At 64.7% G+C, this 21,699-nt stretch carries 18 protein-coding genes; 8 read left to right on the top strand and 10 right to left on the bottom strand.

All coding sequences use genetic code 11. From position 1 onward, the window contains the following. Positions 1–79: 79 nt before the first annotated feature. Positions 80–1,609: a fatty-acid--CoA ligase FadD4 gene (gene fadD4 / locus A5686_RS12650; RefSeq protein WP_067934537.1), complete on the top strand. Its 1,530-nt coding sequence runs from the start codon at positions 80–82 to the stop codon at positions 1,607–1,609. A gap of 573 nt (positions 1,610–2,182) precedes the next feature. Further along, positions 2,183–3,601: a wax ester/triacylglycerol synthase family O-acyltransferase gene (locus A5686_RS12645; protein ID WP_067934730.1), complete on the top strand. Its 1,419-nt coding sequence runs from the start codon at positions 2,183–2,185 to the stop codon at positions 3,599–3,601. Between the two features lie 407 nt (positions 3,602–4,008). On the opposite strand, the gene A5686_RS12640 is transcribed toward A5686_RS12645, so the two are convergent. From A5686_RS12640 to A5686_RS12615, 6 genes are all read right to left on the bottom strand, one after another. Next, positions 4,009–4,482, bottom strand: coding sequence for a hemerythrin domain-containing protein (locus A5686_RS12640; RefSeq protein WP_067934535.1), 474 nt, complete (start codon positions 4,480–4,482; stop codon positions 4,009–4,011). Between the two features lie 16 nt (positions 4,483–4,498). Beyond that, a complete protein-coding gene (locus A5686_RS12635; RefSeq protein WP_067934534.1) occupies positions 4,499–4,954 on the bottom strand; it encodes an OsmC family peroxiredoxin in 456 nt (151 codons plus the stop codon). A 111-nt stretch (positions 4,955–5,065) separates the two neighbouring features. Then, positions 5,066–6,187 carry a mandelate racemase/muconate lactonizing enzyme family protein gene (locus tag A5686_RS12630; protein ID WP_067934532.1) on the bottom strand — a complete coding sequence of 374 codons (1,122 nt, stop codon included), beginning with the start codon at positions 6,185–6,187 and terminating at the stop codon, positions 5,066–5,068. A 5-nt stretch (positions 6,188–6,192) separates the two neighbouring features. After that, complete coding sequence (locus tag A5686_RS12625; RefSeq protein ID WP_067934531.1) at positions 6,193–6,519, bottom strand: carboxymuconolactone decarboxylase family protein; 327 nt, start codon at positions 6,517–6,519, stop codon at positions 6,193–6,195. Positions 6,520–6,563: 44 nt separating this feature from the next. After that, a complete protein-coding gene (locus A5686_RS12620) occupies positions 6,564–9,359 on the bottom strand; it encodes an aconitate hydratase (RefSeq protein ID WP_067934728.1) in 2,796 nt (931 codons plus the stop codon). Positions 9,360–9,448: 89 nt separating this feature from the next. Then, a complete protein-coding gene (locus A5686_RS12615; protein ID WP_067934529.1) occupies positions 9,449–10,429 on the bottom strand; it encodes a nitroreductase family protein in 981 nt (326 codons plus the stop codon). Between the two features lie 130 nt (positions 10,430–10,559). Here A5686_RS12615 and A5686_RS12610 point away from each other — a divergent pair, with 130 nt between their 5' ends. Both A5686_RS12610 and A5686_RS12605 read left to right on the top strand, forming a co-directional pair. Then, a complete protein-coding gene (locus tag A5686_RS12610) occupies positions 10,560–11,294 on the top strand; it encodes a metalloregulator ArsR/SmtB family transcription factor (protein WP_067934726.1) in 735 nt (244 codons plus the stop codon). Beyond that, on the top strand, positions 11,287–11,724 hold the full coding sequence (locus tag A5686_RS12605; RefSeq protein ID WP_067934527.1) for a group III truncated hemoglobin: 438 nt from the start codon (positions 11,287–11,289) through the stop codon (positions 11,722–11,724). Before A5686_RS12610 ends, A5686_RS12605 begins: the two co-directional genes overlap by 8 nt. 109 nt (positions 11,725–11,833) lie before the next feature. Here A5686_RS12605 and A5686_RS12600 read toward each other — a convergent pair whose 3' ends face one another. Both A5686_RS12600 and A5686_RS12595 read right to left on the bottom strand, forming a co-directional pair. Further along, on the bottom strand, positions 11,834–12,319 hold the full coding sequence (locus tag A5686_RS12600; RefSeq protein WP_067934725.1) for a hemerythrin domain-containing protein: 486 nt from the start codon (positions 12,317–12,319) through the stop codon (positions 11,834–11,836). 72 nt (positions 12,320–12,391) lie between these two features. After that, entirely contained in the window at positions 12,392–13,765 is a 1,374-nt protein-coding gene (locus A5686_RS12595; RefSeq protein ID WP_067934723.1) for a PPE family protein, read from the bottom strand. 1,070 nt (positions 13,766–14,835) lie between these two features. On the opposite strand from A5686_RS12595, the gene A5686_RS12585 reads away from it, so the two are divergent. From A5686_RS12585 to A5686_RS12575, 3 genes are all read left to right on the top strand, one after another. Next, complete coding sequence (locus A5686_RS12585) at positions 14,836–16,494, top strand: NAD-dependent malic enzyme (protein WP_067934524.1); 1,659 nt, start codon at positions 14,836–14,838, stop codon at positions 16,492–16,494. Between the two features lie 141 nt (positions 16,495–16,635). Then, positions 16,636–17,382, top strand: coding sequence for a DinB family protein (locus tag A5686_RS12580; protein WP_082947612.1), 747 nt, complete (start codon positions 16,636–16,638; stop codon positions 17,380–17,382). A 102-nt stretch (positions 17,383–17,484) separates the two neighbouring features. Continuing rightward, entirely contained in the window at positions 17,485–18,102 is a 618-nt protein-coding gene (locus A5686_RS12575; RefSeq protein WP_067934522.1) for a TetR/AcrR family transcriptional regulator, read from the top strand. On the opposite strand, the gene A5686_RS12570 is transcribed toward A5686_RS12575, so the two are convergent. After that, positions 18,099–18,464, bottom strand: coding sequence for a cupin domain-containing protein (locus A5686_RS12570; RefSeq protein ID WP_067934521.1), 366 nt, complete (start codon positions 18,462–18,464; stop codon positions 18,099–18,101). The two genes, A5686_RS12575 and A5686_RS12570, sit on opposite strands and share 4 nt — an antisense overlap. Positions 18,465–18,827: 363 nt before the next feature. Here A5686_RS12570 and A5686_RS12565 point away from each other — a divergent pair, with 363 nt between their 5' ends. Then, positions 18,828–19,892, top strand: coding sequence for a 3-deoxy-7-phosphoheptulonate synthase (locus A5686_RS12565; protein WP_067934518.1), 1,065 nt, complete (start codon positions 18,828–18,830; stop codon positions 19,890–19,892). A 39-nt stretch (positions 19,893–19,931) separates the two neighbouring features. Here the strand turns inward: A5686_RS12565 and A5686_RS12560 are convergent, their stop codons facing one another. Beyond that, positions 19,932–21,596 carry a (2,3-dihydroxybenzoyl)adenylate synthase gene (locus A5686_RS12560; RefSeq protein ID WP_067934516.1) on the bottom strand — a complete coding sequence of 555 codons (1,665 nt, stop codon included), beginning with the start codon at positions 21,594–21,596 and terminating at the stop codon, positions 19,932–19,934. Between the last annotated feature and the right edge of the window lie 103 nt (positions 21,597–21,699).

The raw sequence follows: 21,699 nt of genomic DNA, 5'->3' as shown, positions 1-21,699 counted from the left end.
GTCTTGTCACCGCTTGTCGAAGCGTTCCGCGGCGCCACGGACGCGAACACATTTCTCCGCCAGAGCCAGAGGGGCCTTCATGCAGTTGCGTGATCACGCAACGTCCACCAAACCCGCTGTGGTCCTTCACTATTCCGGCACCATCGTGAGCTTCGCGGACCTCGAAGCCAGCGCTAATAGGCTGGCCCATTTCCTGCGACGTTCGGGCCTGGTCGCCGGCGACACCGTCGCAGTGCTCATGGAGAACAACGCGCGCATCCACGCCGCGATGTGGGCCGCCAAGCGAAGCGGGTTGTACTACACGCTTGTCAACACGCATCTGAGCCACTCCGAGATCGCCTACATCGTGGCAGATAGTGGAGCGAAGGCCATCATCTCCTCACGGGTGATGCGGGGTGTGTGTCGTGAATTGCCCGGGCACCTGCCCGCCGGTCTACCACCGGTTGCGCTGATTGCCGACGATGACCTGGAAGGCTGGCTGCGCTATCCCGAATGCGTGGCGGCCGAACCTGCGACACCGATCGCCGATGAAAGCGATGGTCAGCTTTTGCAGTATTCCGCGGGCAGCACCGGTCGCCCGAAGGGAATCCGCCGGCCGCCGGCCCCACGCGGCGCGGGTCTTTCGAATCTGTCGACGCCCGTCTTCGAGGCCCTCGGGGTGCGCGACGACTCGATCTACTTGAGCCCTGCCCCGACCTACCACACCGCGCCGGCCATGTGGACAATGGCGGCGCAGGCCGCGGGCGCCACAACGGTTCTGATGGAGAAGTTCGACGCCGAACACGCGCTCGAGGCCATCCAGCGCCATGGCGTCACGCACGCACAGTTCGTACCGACAATGTTCGTGCGAATGCTGCGGCTGCCCGACGAAACTCGGATGCGCTACGACCTATCGACTTTGCGACGCGTCGTCCACGCCGCTGCCCCGTGTCCGCCCGAGATCAAGCGCCAGATGATCGACTGGTGGGGGCCGATCGTCGACGAGTACTACGGGTCATCGGAAGGCGCCGGAATCTCGTTCATCCGAGCCGACGACTGGCTGGCGCATCCAGGATCCGTGGGCAGACCCATGGTTGGTACACCGCACATCCTCGATGAGGAGGGCACCGAACTCGGGCCGAGGCAAGTCGGTGAAATCTACTATGAGGGCGGTTACCCGTTTGAGTACCTCAATGACAAAGCCAAAACGGCTGCGGCCCGCAGTCCCGAAGGGTGGGTCACGGTTGGCGACGTCGGCTACCTCGATGACGAGGGTTACTTGTACCTCACCGATCGCCGCAACCACATGATCATCTCCGGCGGAGTAAACATCTACCCGCAGGAGACCGAAAATCTTCTCATCAGTCACCCACTCGTGGTCGACGCCGCAGTGTTCGGCGTGCCGGATCCGGTGATGGGACAGTCGGTGACAGCCGTCGTGCAGTTGGCGGATCCCGCCCGGGCGTCGGGCCGACTTGCCGAGGAACTCATTGCATGGCTACGGAATCGCATGGCGCACTACAAGTGTCCGCGGTCGCTGCATTTCGAGACGCAGTTACCGCGGACTGACGCCGGGAAGCTCTACAAGCGGGGGCTCGTCGAGAAGTACGCGGGAGATACCCAGAGTTAGATCACGTGAGGCCTCTCGGATACCTGAATGTGTATACCGCCACGCAAGGTGTCATCGCCAGTGCGGACGGCAGCGCTGGGATCCCAAGGATTGAGAACGTAGGCAGGCCGGTTCGGTGCCGGTCCCGGGGTTCATCGCCACGCCTTGCGCAAGTACCTCCGAAGAATCGCCCGCCTCCGAGATCTCATGAAAGAGCGCACTATCCGTCACCCACCCTGATTTCGGCGGTCGGCCGCGTATCGAACACGACTGCGTCCGGCTTCCGGTGTGACCGACCTCCTCTTGCGCATACCCCATTATAAATGAATAGTATCCTTTAAATAGCGCGGAGCAACTGGAGAAAGGTCGCTCGGGATGACAAGGCCACGATGGTGACAGCACCGTCTGACCCGATGGCGTTGATGCTTAATGCACAGCGCCAGACCGCCTTTGAGTCACGGAACATGAAGTTGTCTGACGCTGCCGGGTGCACGAGCGCCTCGACTTCGGGGACTTTTGGCCCTGGTGTCACGGCGACGGGCGACGGAAGATTGGTGTTACCACTAGTTGCAGATAAGTTGGGAGGTGGCGGCCGTGGATCAACTGACAACGCTTGACGCCGGCTTTCTGAAGGCGGAGGACGCGGACCGGCACGTGAGTTTGGCGATCGGCGGCCTGGCGGTCATCGGGGGGCCGATCCCAGACCGTGAGGCGCTGATGGCGACTCTTGCTCAACGGGTCCGGATGTGCCCCCGATTCGGACAGCGCCTGCGCACTCGTCCCTTCGACCTCGGTGCACCCGAATGGGTGGACGATCCGGACTTCGACCTGGGCCGTCACGTACGGCACATCGCGCTGCCGCGGCCCGGCGATGACCGGGAGTTGTTCCAGCTGGCTGCCGACGTGATTTCCCGGCGCCTCGACCGGGATCGTCCGCTGTGGGAAATCTGGATCATCGAAGGGCTCAGCGAAAACCGGTGGGCGATGCTCACCAAGATTCACCACTGCATGGCCGACGGAATCGCGGCCACCCACATGCTTGTCGGGCTGTGCGACCCCGATCCCAGCGGCACCCATGAGAGCTTCTTAAGCTCTATCCACGCCACTAAAGAATCTGAAGCGCAACGAATCTCACGGACCATGCCGGGCTTCAACCCACGGAACATACTGGGTGGAGTGTGGCATACGACGACCGCCATGACGGCCACCGCCGCCCGCACGGCCCTGGGTGCCGCGCAGATCGCCGCCGGCTTGCTACGCCCCACAACGACGTCCCTCAACGGACCGATAACCACGCTGCGCCGCTACGGCGTCGCGCGGGTGCCCCTCGCCGACGTCGCGCAGGTGTGCGCAACCTTCGATGTCACCATCAATGACGTTGCGCTGACCGCAATCACGGAGAGCTACCGCAACACCCTTGTGCAGAGGGGCGAAGAGCCGCTTCCGGATGCGCTTCGCGCGCTGGTGCCGGTGTCGATGCGGACTGCCGAGGCGTTGGACAAGACGGATAACCGCGTATCGGTGATGCTGCCCTACCTACCGGTCGACGAGGAGCACCCGATAGAGCGGCTGCGGACCGTCCATTCCCGCTTGGACCGTACGAAGTCAAACGGCCAGCGGCAGGCGGGTCATGCATTCGTGTCGATGGCCAATCGCATTCCATTTCCCCTGACCGCATGGGCGGTCCGGTTGTTGATCCAGCTACCGCAGCGCGGCGTGACCACCCTCGCAACGAACGTCCCCGGGCCCCGTCAGCCACTGCGACTCATGGACCGGCCGGTGGTCAGTGTGTTCCCGGTCCCGCCGATTGCGATGCAATTGCGAACCGGGGTGGCAATGCTGAGCTATGCCGAGGACCTGTTTTTTGGCGTCCTCGCAGACTACGAAGCCGTATCCGACATTGATGCGTTGGCTCGCGGAATCGAACAGGCGGTGGCACGTCTGGTAGCGATCAGCAAGCAACGCAAACGAATACATGGCCGTCGAGGGCTGTCACTCGTCGCCAACGTCTAACCACGTCGCGCCTCCGCAGACCGTGTGGCTATGATGCGTCACGCAGAAAAGGAGCCTTGATAGCCCAAATACTCCTGTTATCAATGTGATTCGAATGGAGCCGAGATCGCCTGCGGCCCCTTCGAGTCAGAGGTTCGTAGGCTGACGAGACTAGCTGCTGCTGATCTTCGCGGGATGTCGCCGCGCGAGGGCACGCGCCGCCCGCTCGGCAAGCGGTTCCTGATGACGGTGATCGGGTCGGTCAAGACGACGGTTTACTCGTCATCGTCGAGCTCGAACACCTCGGGCGCAATGTTCACACAGACGGGCACCGCCCTCACAACGCTCGCATTTCCACCAGCACGCGCATCGAGCATCCTCCTTCGATACTTCGGCAGCTCGTCGGATAGACCGTCAGACCAGAAACCTCACGCGCTCGCCTGTTGGCACACCCATCCCTCGGGAGTGCGCCCGGTTTCGATGAACCGGGTCAGCTCCGCACTCGTTTGCGGCGGCAGGTCGGTGTCGGCGTTCGGGTAGATGACCGGCTCCTCCTTGGAGTTGTGCTGGTGAAGTTGATCCAGCAGTTGGGTGCAGGTATCCCTCAGTCGCTGACTGTCGTTCCCGTCAGCAAGCAGGTCCGTCAGCGTGCCCATGGTGTGCCACAGCTCACCGTGCTCGCGCATCATCACGAAGATCGGCATCACGATCCCGCCCTCCCGAAGCGGCGGGAACAGGAAGACCTCCTCGAGGTAGATGTGCCGGCGCAGCGCTTCGAGGGTGTCGGTCAATAGTTCGCGCTGCAGGCTGCCGCAGTCAAGTTTTTCGATGAAACCCTTTATCGCATCATCGATTTCGTGGTGTTCTCGTGTCAGCTCGGTAGATAGCGTCAGGCTGGCCATTGGTGTCTCCTCCGCGTCAGTCGGGTGCCGTCTGATCGAGCGCGGCGTCGACACTGATCGTCGCACCGGCGAACAATCGCGATACCGGACACAGAGCGGCGGCCTGATCGACCACGGCGGCAAAAGATTCGGCATCCAGCCCGGCAACGCTTGCCCTTACCTTCAATTGCGACGTGGTGATCGTCGGAACTTTATCGACCGCGTCCAGGGTCACGGTGGCGGTGACCTCGAGGCGCTGTGGCGGAGTCTGGTTCTCGCCCAATTTCAAGGCCAACGCCATCGAGAAGCACGACGAGTGCGCCGCCGCGGCCAGTTCTTCCGGGCTGGTCTTGCCGCCGGGTTGCTCGGTGCGGGAGGCCCAAGTCAGCGGCAGGCCGTCCAGGGCTCCACTGCTGCCCTGCGACAACTTGCCTTCGCCCGACGCCAGGGTGCCTTCCCATGTGGTCCGCGCTGCCCGTTCCGCGATGCTCATATTCGGCGATCCCTTCTTATGCTTATTAGGTATTTATACAACCTTGTTTGTGTAAACTCTAGGCCGTCAGCTCGCGCGTTGGTCGGAGCGATCCCTCGTGACGGACCATCGTCATGGCTTCGTTCGCCGGCGGTAAGCGCTCACAACGTCGGGATCGGGCTCGATTCCCAGTCCCGGTCCCCGCGGGACGGAAATCCGGCCTTCCCTCGGCGCGAGGGCGTCGCCGTAGATGGACGCTTCCAGACCGAACCGGCGCCACTCGATCATGGAGTCGGCGCTGCCCAGCGCAGCCGTCGCATGAAGCGCCGCGAGTAACCCGGGGCCGTCGTAGAAGGAGTGCGTCATCACCGGGATGTTGTGGACGGCCGCTAGCGGAAAGACCTTGCACAACTCGCTGATGCCTCCCATCTTGGCCGGGCTCGGTTGAACGAAGTCCACGGCCCCCACGGCCAGCATTCGCTCGAATTCCATTAGGGTGGAAACGTTTTCGCCGGACGAGATTGGGATGCCCGTGGTTCGTCGCAGTTCGGCCAGACCGTCGAAATTCTCCGGCGGCCACAGGGGCTCCTCGAGAAACTTGAGTCGCAGCGCCCTGAGTTCTTCGGCGACAGCACCGGCTTCGGCCAAGGTCCAGGGGCAGCCCGCGTCCACGATGAGCTCGATGTCGGGGCCGGCTTCCTCGCGGGCCGCGCGTATTGCCGACATACCCGCTTCGTGCAGCTTGATTACGCGGAAGCCGGCGTCGATCGCCTGTCGAACCACGACGCGGACCAGTGAGGGATCGGAATAGCAGGCCAGGCTCGCATAGCAAGGCAAGCTGGCTGCTCCGCCACCGAGGAGCACAGACACGGGAGCATCGGCGAGTTTACCGGCGATGTCCCACAAGGCGATGTCCACCGCCGAGAGCCCATAGGTCAAGGCGCCGCCGCGCCCGAAAACGTGCAGCTTCTTTTGAACCCCCAGCATCAGGGTCCCGATCCGCGAGGCATCCTGGCCGATGCACAGCGGGGTAATCAGTTCGTCGACGGCAAGTTTGGCCGAATCGACGGCACGAAAACCAAACGCTTCGCCCCAGCCTTCCACTCCGTCGCGCGTTGTCACCTTGACGAGCAGTGAGTCTGCCGCCGACAGCGCGTCTCCCCAGAGGGAGGCTCCGGGTGTGCTGCCCGCCCTGAGCGGGATACTCAGTGGAACCGTCTCGATCTTGGCGATGACTGCGGCGGGGAAAGGCATGCGTGCTATTTGGCGAGTTCCTCGAGGGCCAGGGTGGAGTGGGCGTATGCACCGCCGGCCCGCATTTCGGCGGCCCCCCAGACGGCTTCCATGATCTCCTCGTCGCTGGCGCCTTTGCGGTGGGCGAGCTTGGTGTGGCCCTTGATGCAGTACGGGCACTGGGTGGTGTGTGCCACCGCGACGGCAATGAGCTGTTTGGTTTTTTCCGGTAGCGCGCCCTCGGCGAACACCGCGCGGGAAAACTTTTCGAACGCCTCGTGGGTGTGCGGGGCGAGTTTCTTGCGACGGTTGTAGATCTCCTGGGTGGCCTGCGGGTAGATGCCGTCCGCCATGAGCGTCTCCTTATCGAATTATTTCGTCCGGCCAGAGGTTTGGATCACGTTTTGCCGAGCAGCTTTCGCAGCACGTACTGCATGATGCCGCCGTGCCGGTAGTAGTCGGCCTCGCCCGGGGTGTCGATGCGTACCTTGGCGTCGAACTCGATGTCGCCGGCTTTGACGTGCACGCTGCGGGGCAGGTCGTCGTTGAATGCGCTCACCCCGGTGATGTCGAAGGTTTCCTCACCGGTGAGGCCCAACGAGTCGGCGCCTTGTCCGTCCGGGAACTGCAGCGGCAACACGCCCATGCCGATCAGGTTGGACCGATGGATGCGCTCGTAGGACACCGCCAGCACCGCGTGCACCCCCAGCAGCAGGGTGCCCTTGGCCGCCCAGTCCCGCGACGAGCCCGAGCCGTACTCCTTGCCGGCAAGGATGACCAGGGGAGTGCCGGCGGCGATGTAGTTCACCGAGGCGTCGTAGATGGTCGCCACCGGGCCGTCGGGCCGGGTGAAGTCGCGGGTGAAACCGCCTTCGGTGCCCGGTGCGAGCTGGTTGCGCAGCCGGATGTTGGCGAACGTGCCGCGGATCATCACCTCGTGGTTGCCCCGCCGCGATCCGTAGGAGTTGAAGTCCTTGCGCTCAATCCCGTGCTCGGACAAGTACTTTCCGGCCGGCGAGTCAAACCGGATCGACCCCGCCGGACTAATGTGGTCGGTGGTGACCGAGTCGCCCAGTTTGGCCAGCACCCGCGCGCCGGTGATGTCGCCGACTCGCTGGGGTTCGCGCGTCATGCCGTCGAAGTAGGGCGGCTGACGCACGTAGGTCGAGGTGGCGTCCCATTGGAAGGTGTCGCTGTCGGGGACCGGCAGGGATCGCCAGTTCTCGTCGCCGGCGAACACGTCTGCGTAGCTCTCGGCGAACATCTCGGCCCGCAAGTTGTCGCGCACGACGGCGTCGACCTCCTCGGCCGAAGGCCAGATATCGCGCAGATACACCGGTTCGCCGTCGCTGCCGGTACCGATCGGATCGACAAGCAGGTCGGTGTGCAAGGTGCCAGCCAGTGCGTAGGCCACCACCAGCGGCGGGGAAGCCAGGAAGTTCATCCGGGTTTCCGGGTGGATGCGGCCCTCGAAGTTGCGGTTGCCCGACAGCACTGAGCAGACGGTCAGGTCGTTGTCGATCACCGCTTGGCTCACCTCGGGGATCAGCGGCCCCGAATTGCCGATGCAGGTGGTGCAACCGTAGCCCACCAGATTGAATCCAAGCTTGTCCAAATACGCTGTGAGCCCGGAATTTTCGTAGTAGTCGGTAACCACGCGGGAACCGGGCGCCAGCGAGGTCTTGACCCAGGGCTTGGTGGCCAGGCCCCTCTCCACTGCCCTTTTCGCCAGCAGTGCCGCGCCGATCATTACTGACGGGTTGGACGTGTTGGTGCATGAGGTGATCGCGGCGATCACCACGTGGCCGTTGTCCACCTCGGTGCGGGTGCCGTCGGCGAGTTCGACGGCCACGGCAGTCGACGGCCATTCATCCTCGGCACAGTCGGTGTTCGGTGTGCGCGGTTTGCCCTTGGGGCTGCTGGTGCGGCCGAAGGCGATCGGGTCACTGGCCGGGAAAGAGTCCGCTGACGCCTCATCGAGATCCGACAAGGCTGCTTCTGTTGTCTCCGCGCCCCCGAGCAACGCACAGACTGCATGCGGGGCGAGCCGCAGGGGGATGCGGTCTTGCGGACGCTTCGGCCCGGCGATCGACGGCTCGACGCTGCCCAGGTCCAGCTCGAGGATCTGGGAGTACGCCGGCTCGTGGTCGGGGTCGTGCCACATGCCCTGTTCTTTGGTGTAGGCCTCCACCAGCTTGATCTCGTGTGCGGAACGGCCCGTCAGCCGCAGGTAGTCGCACGTGACGTCGTCTACGGGGAAGATCGCGCAGGTCGCGCCGTACTCCGGGCTCATGTTGCCGATGGTGGCCCGATTGGCCAGCGGCACATTTGCCACACCGGCGCCGAAGAATTCGACGAACTTGCCCACCACGCCGGTGCGGCGCAGCAGTTCGGCCACGGTCAAGACCAGGTCGGTGGCGGTGGTTCCGGCCGGCAGTTCGCCGCTGAGCTTGAGGCCGACGACCGGCGGGACCAGCATGCTCATCGGCTGGCCGAGCATGGCAGCCTCGGCCTCGATGCCGCCGACACCCCAGCCCAATACACCTAGACCGTTGACCATCGGGGTGTGTGAGTCGGTGCCGACCAGGGTGTCGGGGTAGGCCAGCGGTCCGTCCGCACTGTCGCGGGTGAACACCACTCGTGCCAGATATTCGAGGTTGACCTGGTGGCAAATGCCGGTGTCCGGGGGCACCACCGAGAAGTCGTCGAACGCCTGCTGCGCCCAACGCAGCAACTGGTACCGCTCGGCATTGCGCTCGAACTCCAGTTCGGCATTGATCCGGAACGCATCCCGGCGGCCGAAGACGTCGGCGATCACCGAGTGGTCGATCACCAGCTCGGTCGGGCAGAGTGGATTGATGCGGTTGGTGTCGCCGCCGAGCTCGGCGATCGCGTCGCGCATCGCCACCAAATCCACCACACACGGCACCCCGGTGAAGTCCTGCATCAGCACCCGTGCCGGGGTGTAGGCCACCTCCCGGCCCTGCTCGGCCGCGGGATCCCAGCCCGCCAGTGCGCTGATCTGGTCGGCGGTCACTAGCCGGCCGTCCTCGTTGCGTAATAGGTTCTCTAACAAGACCTTCAGGCTGTAGGGCAACTTCTCCGCACCGTCGATGCGGTTCAGGCGGTGGATGACGTACGTCTTCTCATCGACCGTGAGCCGATCCAGGGTTCCAAAGCTGTTCGACGCCATCGCATTCACCTCACCGGTTTGTCGGCGACTCTTCACCACCGTAGTCAACGGGGCGGTTCAGCGGGAGTGGCCGCTGCCACCGCCGAGACTCAACTCGCCAGTCGCAACACGTCGGCCAGCGCACGCCGCGGCGTGGGGGGTGGTGCGCCGTCGAGAGCCGGTGCGATACCCACGCGGACGAGGACCTGGGGCAGGTCGATGTGATCCGTGAGGGCCGCGAGCAGTTCACGGCTGACCGAAAGTTCCGTCAGTTGCGACACCGGACAGGTGGCCAAGCCGGCCATGGTGCATTCCAGTAGGACACGCGAGAGCACCTCGCCGCAGGCAAACGCGTTGGCGTGGCTGTCATCGTCGGTGGACAGCATCAAGATCTTCGAGAAATCCCGCGTCACCCCGGCGCGCCTGTCCAGATTGCGGGTGAAGGGAAAGTGGCGATTGACTCCTACCCGATCCGATTCGGCCGCCGAAACCAGGGAGCTATAAGGTATGCCTTCCGATACCTCGAAGGGCGCTGTCCACCAATCGAGTTCGAGATGGTACGCGGAGTCATACAGGCGCAGCGACTCGGTGAATGCGGCGGCTTCGGCAAGGCGCGGACGCACCTCTTCCGGTAATACGTCTAATCGCACCGAGCTGGTATCGATCCTGCCGCGTAGCACGGTCTCAAACGATTCCCAGTCGATCGGTGCGAGGAACGGAAGCCGGTCGCTCCGGCGTTTCAGGATCGCGTCGGCGCGGCTACGCTGACGGTCGGTCACCTCGTCTGCGGGGGCGAATTTCACCCGCGCGAGGTGCGTAGGGTTGCCCAAGTCGGGAAATCGCTCGACGTCTGCAATCCAGCTCGCGGCCGCCATCGCCACCCGGAGGTGTTCGAGCGCCCCGCCACAGCTGATGTGGGCCTCTCGCATTGATCGATCCGTGTGCACGACACGGCTCGCATCGAGAAACAGGTCCAGCCAATCGCCGTCGGCCACCCACAGCCAGGGTTGGGTGTTGTACAGCGACGGGGCGCGACAGGCCAGCCGGACCACGTTCACCATGACCTTGGTTTCCACCATCGTGTCCAACACGGCGCACCTCCGGCTTCCCTACTGCCCGAATGTCGTTCGTTACCGGAGACGGCCCGGGCCTTCCGTGCTATTATGAATGAATAATATCCTTTAAATAGCTGTTAGGCAACCGGACGAGAGGATGGATGCGTTGGGTGAGCACCACGAGGACGAGGCCGGACGATCGCATCGCTTGGGGCGTAACCGGCAGCGCCAGCGAGTTCTCGAACTGGTGCGTGCGCACGACGAACCAGTTGATGCAGTCGAACTCGCCGCTCGCCTCGGGCTGCACACGACCACGGTGCGCTTCCATCTCGACGCGCTGTGCGGTGAGGGACTCGTCGAACGTACCCGGATCACGCGCACCGGTGTGGGTCGTCCCCGCACCGGATACCGTGCGGTGCGCGAGCGGCTGGACTATCGGGTGCTTGCCGAGATATTGGCATTTGAACTCGGCGATACCGCCGACAAGCGGCGTCGCCGCGCCGAAGCCGCCGGTCGGCGATGGGCCGAGCGAATCGCTGATGAGAGTCCGCACGAAGACGCTGCGGGGCAACATGTTCCAGGCGGTTCTGCATCGAGGGAGGCGGCTGACGAGCGGTCGGCGACGATCACGGCGGTGTTCGACCGGATGGGATTCGGTCCCGAGTTGGTTCCCACCAAAAAATCGACCCGCGGCAACCAGCGGACAATTCGCCTGCACAGCTGCCCGGTTCGTGATCTGGCCCGTGCTCACCCGGAGGTGACGTGCGCCTTGCACCGGGGGCTGCTGCGGGGCCTGGCAGGTCCGCAAAAGTCGGTTGGCTCCGCGCCGGGGATGCGAGCCGAGCTGGAGCCCTTCGTCGAACCCGAGTTGTGTCTTGCCAGGGTGATCACGGATGAGTGAGCTCTCTAACCCTGTGGGCCATGCGGTCTCCGACGTGTGCGTCCGCGCGGACGTGGAGGCGCTGCTGCGCCGGTTCTACGGCCGGGTGATGGCCGACGACGTCCTCGCCGAGCCCTTCACGGAGTTGCGGTTGACAGGTCTGGAATCGCACATCCCGGTGATGGCCGACTTCTGGGAGACTGTGCTGTTCCGCGCCGGCCTGTACAAAGGCAGCGCATTGCACGCCCATCGCCGCGTCCATCAAAGAGTCCCGTTGAGCAGCCGTCATTTTGTCCGCTGGCTGACCATGTGGACTGACACCGTCGACGCGATGTTCCGGGGACCCAACGCCGAACGCGCGAAGATCCAGGGCGCCCGGATCGCCTGGGCCATGCACCGACGGCTGACAGGCTCGGACACGCCAGAACTCGACATCCTTGTCGCGCGCTGAGGCTGATGGAGCGCGCTACTCAGAGAGAACGTCAGGGAAGTGCCGTATCGCCCCGGGTGACCGGCTCGGTGGAGGCAGCGAGGATCGAAAGGCAAGCCGCAATAGCCGGTTACCGTGTGCGTTTCGTGCCCGCCTGCTGGCACACCCAGCCATCGGGAATGCGGCCCGTGTCGACGAAGCGGGTCAGCTGCGCGCTCGTTGGCGCCGGAAAATCGTAGTCGGCATGCAGATATACGACCGGCTCCTCGTTGAAGTTGTGCTTGTGGAGGCGGTCCAGCAGCTCTTCGCAAGTGTCCTCAAGCCGCGGGCTGCCTGTTCCGTCAGCAAGCAGCTGCGTGAGGGTTTCCATCGTCCGCCACAGCTCGCCGTGTTCACGCATCATCACGAAGACGGGCATCATTATTCCGGCCTTTCGAATCGGCGGGAACAGGAAGATCTCCTCGAGGTAAATGTGCCGACGCAGCGCATCCATCGTCGCCCTCAGTAGCTCGGGCTGCCGGTTGCCGCGATCGAGTGCGTCGATGAAACATTCGATAGCGGTGCCTATTTCGCGGTGTTGGCGCATCAGTTCGGCGGATAACACCCGGTCGGGCATCTTTTGCTCCTCCATGTGCGTCTGCAGCCGGGTAGGTCACCTCTCGCCGGCTTCGGCCTTCACACGGGCGGGTCATCCGCCCACCGGCGAATGCGGAATGAGCGAGACGCGCATGCCGACGCGCTGAACCGCTCCCTCCGATTCGCGCCCGACCATGCCGCCCAACGGCAGCTTGGACACTGCGGTGCCCGGCGATGCCCCGGGTGCGACGGCCCACCCGCCCGGCATGGCACCGCTGTTGAGCCCCGGAAGCGGGGCGACCGACGAAACCGTCGTCGCCCAACTCGGGGGTACGGACAAGGTGCTCAGCGAACTGGCTTGGCCCACGCTCGCCGAGGCGCCCTGACCCAATCCCGCCAGGGGCTCGAGGCCTCCCAAACCGGCCGCGGCGCCCGTGCCTCCCAAGCCGGCTATGCCCTGGACGCCCTCGGCCCCCAAGATGGACCCGGCGCCCGCTTCGTCCAGCGCCAATCCCTGGTAGTCCAGATCGAGGCCGTAGAGGTCGATCCCGATACCACCGCCGTCGGCGATCAGACCGGCGCCGTCGGCGCCGTACCCGGCCGCCTCGGAGGCCAGCCCCGCCGCGGCACCGTCCGCCGCGGGGGCAGCGGCGAGCGCCGAGGCCGCTCCCGAGGCGGCGCCCGCACCGCTGCTCACGGTCTTGGTCGCACCCTTCCCGGAGGCCCCGGTCACACCCGACAGTGAGCTGAGTGGGGCGGAGGCTCCCGAGGATCCCAGCGACGCTCCCGTGCCCATCGCCGCCTGTGATAAGCCGGCAGTCGAGGATGAGCCGGGAGTTGAGAGGCCTTGCAAAGTCTGGGGCACCGTCGAGGCCCATTGCGTCGTCGTTGACTGTGCGCCAGTACCGGACTGGGCTGCTGCATGGGTGACGGCGCCGAGCTGTCCGGCGGGGCCGGCTGGATTGGTCGACTGCGGTGGCGGCACTACCGGCGAAAGCCTCGATGCCGCAGCGGAATTAGCGGCGTAGGTGTACATCGCGGCGGCGTCCTGGGCCCACATCTCGCCGTACTCGGCCTCGGCCGCCATGATGGCCGGGGTGTTCTGCCCGAAGATGTTTGTCTGAATCAATGCCAGTAACCGAGCGCGGTTTGCGGCGATCAGAGGAGGTGGCACCGTCACCGCGTACGCGGTTTCGAATGCTGCTGCGGCGGCCGTGGCCTGCGTTGCCGCCTGCCCGCATTGCTCGGCGGTCGCCGTCATCCAGGCGATGTAGGGCATTACCGCGGCCGCCATCGACATCGACGCCGGTCCAGACCAAAACTCGTCGGTAAGGGCCGCGATTACGGTGTGGTAGCCGCTAGTGGCGTCAGTCAGCTCCGCGGCCAGCGACTCCCAACCGGCGGCGGCTGCCAGCAAACTTGCGGGCCCGGGCCCCACGTACATCCGCCCCGAGTTGATCTCGGGCGGCAATGCGCCAAAATCCATGTCCATCCCTAATTTCTTGGTGCCCGTCTTGGTTGACCTCGCCGATTCATGGCATCGCGGTGGACGTTGGTGCCGTCGCACACAACATGCGGTCAGTAGTCCGAGCAGGTGGTGAATGATTGAAATCGCCCAGCCGTCGCGCAAAGGCGGCGCGACGAACCACATCGCTGGCGGTTCGCGGCGTGGCCTTGGGGTTCGGCCGAACCGGCAAACCGATTGCGGGCGAATGTGGCTTCGATAGCGAAGATCGCGTCGACCCAAATTGCCATGACAAGCGGATCAGTCTGCGCCGAGCACGCGAACCCTATTGCGGTTATTCGCTCAAGCTGGCGCCATGGCGTAGCTCGCCGAAAAGCCGTAGTGCTTGATCAGCAGCGGGCGACGCAGAATCGAATCAGAAGGTTCTGCTCAACGCGGGTAGATGCCGGCGCGCGCGGGGGTCCATCGGGCCGCTGCTGAGACCGAACAAACCCCGTCATCGGCGGTACCGCAGATCCGGGCGAGCGTGGCGTGGAAAGCGCCAAAGTGGTTGGCCGACCCCGCTTTAACCCGCTGCCTTTGAACGCCTTGTCATCGTTCACGCTGGGGCCAACGCCGAGACGCCGGACAGGAACCGAGTCGTTGGTGAGCTGCATCCCGTCCGAAACGGTGCCGGCCGATGATGCCACCACCCCCGGCTGCATCGTGTCGGTTGTCGTCTCGGCTTGCAAAGCCCCACAACCGAACGCAGCTGCGAGTAGGGCCAGTGCAGCAACGATGGCCGACGCAGATTGCCGTCGTGACCACCGTGAAGGCTTTGCAACTCTGAAACTCACAGTGCCGCTTACGCTACCAGCTGCGATGCCACGCCCGCGTCAGGGGCTCGCGATCATTCGGGTGGTTCTCGTGATGACGATCAGCGACTCGCCCATTCATGACGGCCGTCCTGGCGTCGATCTCACGTTGGGTCAGGCGGCCCAGCTGCGGTGGCGCGGTGACATCGGTTATGCGCAGACAAAGCACCCTCGATCGTCGATGATGGTTTCGATACTCCGCCTGGCCGTGAAATTCCCAGAGAAGGGAGGTTGACGATGCCCGATGAGCTCCGCGGGCCGGCCAGACTGTTCGATGCGTTGACCACCAAAGGCACCGCCTTCACCGAGGCCGAGCGGCGGCGACTGGGTCTTCTGGGTCTACTGCCGACGGCGGTGAAGACGCTCGAGCAGCAAGCCGAGCATTGCTGGCATGAATTCTCTACTCGGCGTGACGATCTCGATAAACACATTTATCTGCGGGCGTTGCAGGACCGCAATGAGACCCTGTTTTATCGCGTGTTGCACGACCACATCGCCGAAGCGCTGCCGATCGTGTACACGCCCACCGTGGGTGAGGCCTGCCAGCGTTTCAGCGAGATCTACCGGCGGCCGCGGGGGTTGTTCGTTTCCTACGCCGAACGTGATTGCCTGGACGAGGTGCTGAACAATCGGCCGCAGCGCGAGGTCGATGTGATCGTGGTGACCGATGGTCAGCGCATTCTCGGCCTGGGTGACCAGGGCATCGGGGGAATGGGCATTCCGATCGGAAAGCTGTCGCTCTACACCCTGATCGGTGGCATCGACCCCGCGCGGACGCTTCCGATCGTGCTCGACGTCGGCACCGACAACAGCGAGCTCCTCGACGATCCCCAATACCTGGGCTGGCGGCACCGGCGCGTCGGCGACGACGACTACCACGCGTTCATCGACAAGTTTGTCGCCGCCGTCCGCAAACATCTTCCCAACGTGCTGCTGCAGTGGGAGGACTTCGCGACCACGCACGCCCTGCCGATCTTGGCCCGCTACCGCGACAAACTGCTCACCTTCAACGATGACATCCAGGGGACGGCCGCCGTCACCGTCGGCGCGTTGCACGGCGCCGCCAAAGTCGCCGGCCGTCCGCTTTCTCAGCAACAGGTCGTCATGCTGGGCGCCGGCTCGGCCGGTATCGGGGTGCTGGACATGATTCGTCGTCAAATGGTGAACGAGGGGTTATCCGAACAGGCTGCCTCACAGCGCATCTGGGTCGTCGACGTGGTTGGCCTGCTCACCGATGACCGCACCGACCTCTCCGGTGCCCAGCGCGAGTTCGCGCAGCCGGCCGGTCGTGTAGCGGGATGGGGCCTGTCAGGGCCCGCGCAGCTCGCCGATGTCGTTCACCATGTCGAGGCGGGCGTGCTCCTCGGCCTGTCGACCGCGGCGGGTGCCTTCACCGAGAGCATCGTGCGCGAACTGGCAAGCAAGGCGGAACGACCGATCATCTTCCCGCTGTCCAACCCGACGAGCCGAGCCGAGGCGCACCCAGCGGAATTGGACCATTGGACCGACGGACGCGCCCTGATCGCCACCGGGTCACCCTTCGCGCCGCTACACCGAAACGGCACGGAACACGCCGTAGCCCAATGCAATAACGTCTATATCTTCCCTGCGATGGGGCTCGCCGTCACCGCGGCTCAGGCGACCCGGGTCACCGACGAGATGTTGCGGGTCGCCGCAGAGACCTTGGGCGAGGCCTCGCCGGCCCTCACCGACCCCGACCAGCCGCTGTTGCCCGCATGGTCAGACGTGCCCGATGTCGCCGTCCGGATCGCGCACGCCGTCGCCGTGCAAGCCGTCGCGGACGGCGTCGCCCCTGCGCGCAGCGACGGGGAACTCAGCGAACGCATCGCCGCGGTGCGTTGGCTCCCCGAGTACCCGGCGTCAGCGAGGCCGTGACGCCGGCTGACAGAGCGGTCTTAGATCCGTTGCTTGAGGTCGTAGTCCCGTGCGGCGCTACTTCCCGCAACCGAGCTCTTGACCTCATACATACAGTGTGTATGTTCATACATACGGTATGTATCTGAAAGGTTGGGTTATATGGGTGCCACGCTCGACGCCATAGTGGAAGAACGCGAGATCGTTTTGGAGCTGTGCTCGCAGCTGCCGGATGCGATGTGGGAGAAAGACAGTGGATGCGCCGGCTGGTCGGTGCAGGACCTTTTGTCGCACATGGCATGCAGCTTCTGGCTGGCCGTCGATCCGTCGACACTGCCCAGCCCTGGTGAATTACCTGCCGAACGCGCCGCGGATCTCTATGTCGCCTCGCGACGTTCGATGACACCCAAAGAGGTGGTGGCCGACTATGAATCGGTCAGTGCGCAAGGGCTGGAGGTACTGGCCGCGATCGAGACTCAGGAGATCGACATACCTATAGGGGACGTCGGGACCTATCCGGCTTCGGTCGTGCCGACGACCTTTGTCTTCGAGTCCTTCATTCACGTGCGATATGACCTCTTCCCGCCGGATGGGCCATTGCAGGGAGAAGCCCCGCCCGTCGACGAGTTGCGGCTTGCCCCCACTCTTGACTGGATTGAAGCGGCACTGCCGCAACAGAATGTGCGCCTGCTCAACGACTTACCCGCCAGCGTAGAGGTAAGCCTCGACGGGCTGTGCGGGCGAACCCTGCATATCGGCGAGCGCCCCGAGGTCGCGGCGCGTATCACGACCGATTCGCAGGTCTTTGTACGGTGGGTCACCCAGCGCGGCACATGGGAGGATCTGGGCGTGCAGACCGAGGGTGATCCGTCATCGCTGGATATCGTTCGCCGGCTCAGGGTGTTCTGAGGCGGCCGCAAACCGCGACGCCACATCGGCCGGTAGCAGGGTCGCGGACCTTTCATACGGTATGTATGAAAATGCATACGCAGGTGTGAAAGGTACGGGTTGATGGCGAAGGATGGTCGCCGCACGCAGGCCGAGCGTGCGGCCGAGACGCGCGATGCGTTGATCGGTGCCGCCCGGCCGTTGTTTGCGTCGGTGGGATTCGCCGACGCATCCTTGGAAACGATCGTCCGCAACGCGGGGGTGACGCGCGGAGCGCTGTACCACCATTTCGCTGACAAGACAGAGTTATTCGCGGCGGTATTCGAGCGAGTGGAGGGTGAGATGGCCGCTCGGATGGGGGAGGCCGTCGCGGCCTCGGGGCACTCCGATCCGGTCGAGATCATGCGACTTTGTTCAGGTCTTTGGTTAGACGCGTGCGCCGAACCCGAGATCCAGCGCATCGTGCTGCTCGAGGCGTTGGCGATCCTGGGTTGGGAACGTTGGAGCGACATCGGACAGCGCTACAACATCGGATTCGTGACCGGGCTACTCACCGACGCCATCGAGTCCGGCAGCATCCCACACCAGCCCGTCGAGGCGACCGCCCTGACGATCATGGGGGCGCTGCGCGAGGCGACGCTCTACATCGCGCGCGCCGACGATCAGCGTAAGGCCCGCGCGGACGCCGGTGCGGTGATGGACCGACTGATCGATGCGTTGCGCGCAGACGATGGCGGCTAATCCGTTGCTACATGCGGAGGGTCGTAGACCACGAGGAACACCAGGTCGTCGGCGCCGGCGTTGACGAGACTGTGTACGACGTTCGCAGCAACCTTGACCACGGTACCCGGCTTGGTCTCCCAGAACTGCTCACCAAGCTGTACGCGGCCGGTGCCGCTGAAAAAGTAGAACGCGTGGTTGTAGTCGTGGTGATGCGGTGCGGATCCGCCACCGGGGCCGAACTTCGTCAGCTGCGCGCTGAACAGCGTGGAGTACTCCGTGCCGACCAGCTCGTCGCTTATCCAAAAGTTCGGACCGAGATCGGTCTCGTGCCAAACGATGTCCTCGGGCGCGATGACGTTCGCGAAGAGGGCGTGAGCCACAATTCTCCTTTCGTGCGTCCGCTCTTGACTGCGGGCGGTTTCGTATGGCGAGCGCGTCGGCGCCCGCGCGCGCGTTCCTCGATCAGATCGCCGCGCTCGATCTGCGCTGATTGCGCGCACCCCGGCGCTCAACGCTCCCGCCTTAGCGTGGTATCTTCGCCGACGTGAACATCGGCGTGCGCGCGTACTGGCGCTTTATCGTGGCTCCGGGTGGAGCCGGCGATGCAGCGTCTGGTTGACGCAACCGCACGACTGATACCCGGAGCCCAGCAGTGACCACAAGGTCGCTGCTTTTCGCTTTTCAGGGCATCGGGAATCAGCGGGCGTGCCCTGGCAGCCGGCAGAGAAAGGCACACACCCTCCATGTCCATCCTCAAGTGCGACAAGACGGCCACCGATACGTCCGATCATCGCATCGTTTCGTTTCGCGAACTCTCGGCTCCGGCCGTGATCCGCGCCGAGATGCCGTTGACGGCTCGACGTGCGCGGGCCGTCCAACGAGACCGCGACGAGATCTCGGCGATCCTGGCCGGCGGTGACGACCGGCTGTTACTGGTCGTCGGACCCTGCTCGGTGCACGATCCCGTCGCCGCGCTCGACTACGCGCGCCGGCTTGCGCCGATCGCGGCCGAGTACGTGGACCGACTGAAGATCGTGATGCGGGTCTACTTCGAAAAGCCGCGCACCACCATCGGATGGAAGGGACTGATCAACGATCCCAACATGGATGGCAGCTTCGACGTCGAACGTGGAATCCGCATTGCGCGTGGGCTATTGCTCGACATCATCGACGTTGGCCTGCCGGTGGGATGTGAATTCCTGGAGCCCACCAGCCCGCAGTACATCGCCGACGCCGTCGCCTGGGGCGCGATCGGCGCCCGGACCACCGAGTCGCAGGTACACCGCCAGCTGGCGTCCGGCCTGTCCATGCCTGTCGGGTTCAAGAACGGCACCGACGGCAACATCCAGGTCGCCATCGACGGCGTCAAAGCCGCTGCGGCAGCACACCATTTCTTCGGTACCGACGACGTCGGTCGCGCGGCCATCATCGAGACCGTCGGCAATCCCGACTGTCACGTGATCCTTCGAGGCGGCACGGCCGGGCCCAATTACGACACCGCCTCGGTGACCGCCGCGATCGAGCTGCTGAGCCAGGCAGGGCTTTCCACCCAAGTCATGATCGACTGCTCCCATGCCAACTCCGCCAAAGACCATGAGCGACAGGCCGAGGTCACCGCGGAGGTGGCCGCACGCCTTGCCGCCGGCGAGCGCGGTATCGCCGGTCTGATGCTGGAAAGCTTCTTGGTGGCCGGCGCCCAATCGCTCGGCGGCGGCGAGCTGACTTATGGCCAGTCCGTGACCGACCAGTGCATGGACTTCCGTACCACCGCGGGCCTGCTGGCCGACCTCTACGCGGCGATGGGCTGATCGCACGCCCCTACCGGAGGGTGGGAAACGCCCGCGGCCCTACCGTCGCGCGTGAGTTTGTTGAGCCGAAACCTGGTGGACGATGGCCTTTTTGTCGATCTTGCCGATCGGCGTGGTTGGCAGTGAGTCCATCGGGACCAGGACATCGGGCCGCGCGTGCGCGGCCACGCCACGGGCGTCGAGATAGTCGTTCAACTCCGCCAGCGATAGCTCGGGTCCGTTGAAAACCACCGCGGCACAGATTTTCTCGCCCAGGTAGGCGTCGGGCAGCCCGACGGCCGCGGCCGAGAGGATCGACGGGTTGCTGTGCAGCCGCTCCTCGAGGTCTGCCGCGGAGATCGTCTCTCCGCCACGGCAGATAACGTCTTTGACTCGGCCGGTCACCACCAGATAGCCGTCGGGACGCAGCCGCACCACGTCGCCGCTGCGGAAGAACCCGTCGGGGTCGAAGCTGCGTTCGTTGTCGCGTTCGGCGCGGAAGTAGCCGTTGAATGTGTAGGGCCCGCGGACCAGCAGTTCGCCTTCCTCGCCCCGGCCCACCGGCCGCCCCTCCGCATCGACGACGCGCAGTTCATCGGCGGGCGACAATGGCCGCCCCTGGGTGTGCTCGGTGAGTTCCGGCGGATCGTCTAACCGGGTGTAGTTCAGCAGTCCTTCGGCCATCCCGAACACCTGCTGCAGACTCGGGGTCAGGGCGCCGCGCACCAGATGGGCATCCTCGGGTTCCAACTTGGCGCCACCAACCTGTAAGAGCCGCAGCGTCTTTGGTGTCACGGGTTCCCAATCGCAGGCCTGCGCCCACAACTTGGCCAACGCGGGCACCAGGGCGGTCACCGTGACACCGTGGCGTGCGATGGCGGCAAAGGCCGCCTCGGGGCTGGGGTCGGTGCCGAAAACGGTGGTAGCGCCGACGGTCATCGCGCCGAGCAGGCCCGGGCAGGCGAGCGGGAAATTATGGCCGGCCGGCAGCACCGCCAGGTAGACGTCGGCTGAGGTGAGCCCACAGAGTTCCGCGCTGGCCTTCGCGTTGAGAACGTAGTCGTCGTGCGTGCGGGGAATGAGTTTGGGTGTTCCCGTGGTTCCGCCGGAAACCAGTAGCAGCGCAGGCGATCCCGGGTCGGGTGACGATGGCGGCGCACCGATTGCCGGCTGGTCGCACAGTTGGGCCCATGAGATGAACGGCCCCGGGTCGCCGTCGACGATGACGTGTTTGAGCTCGGCGTGCTCCTCGGTCAGCTCCCGCGCCATCGGCCGATAGTCGAAACCCCCTGTGGTATCGGCGATCAGCAGTCCGGTGGCCTCGCTGACCGCGGCGAAATGCCCAAGCTCGACGGCGCGATGTCCGGGCAGGCACATCACCGGGATCACTCCTGCCCGCAGCAGGCCGAACAGAGCCACCGCGAACTGGCAGCCGTTCGGCAACTGCAGCAACACCCGGTCGCCCGGCGCGATACCCGCGCCCCGCAGTCCGGTGGCCGCGCGGTCAGCCAAGTCGTCGAGTTCCGCATAGCTGATCGCGTCATCGCCCACGGCGTCGAGGACGGCGACTCGATCGGGCCATTGCTGGGCCGCGTCGCTCAGGATCGTGTCCAGGGGCCGTCCCGCCCAGTAGCCGGCGGCCCGATAGGCGGCGGCCCGATCCGCTGGGAAGGGCACGAACCCGTCGAGGACTCCGGGCGTCGGCTGCGGTGTGTTCGGGCTCATGGCTCCTCTAGCGGGACTCCGGGCAGGGCTAGTAGCGGGGATGCCGCGAGTAAGGATAGGGTAACCAAAAAATTAGGGCAGCCTGTGCTAATCGGGGAGGGTC

Origin of the sequence: Mycobacterium sp. E2479 (assembly GCF_001667925.1) — a bacterium.
In the GTDB taxonomy this organism is placed as follows: Bacteria; Actinomycetota; Actinomycetes; order Mycobacteriales; family Mycobacteriaceae; genus Mycobacterium.
The sequence above is the reverse complement of the archived record's forward strand: the minus strand, read 5'-3'. Positions and strand labels throughout refer to the sequence as shown.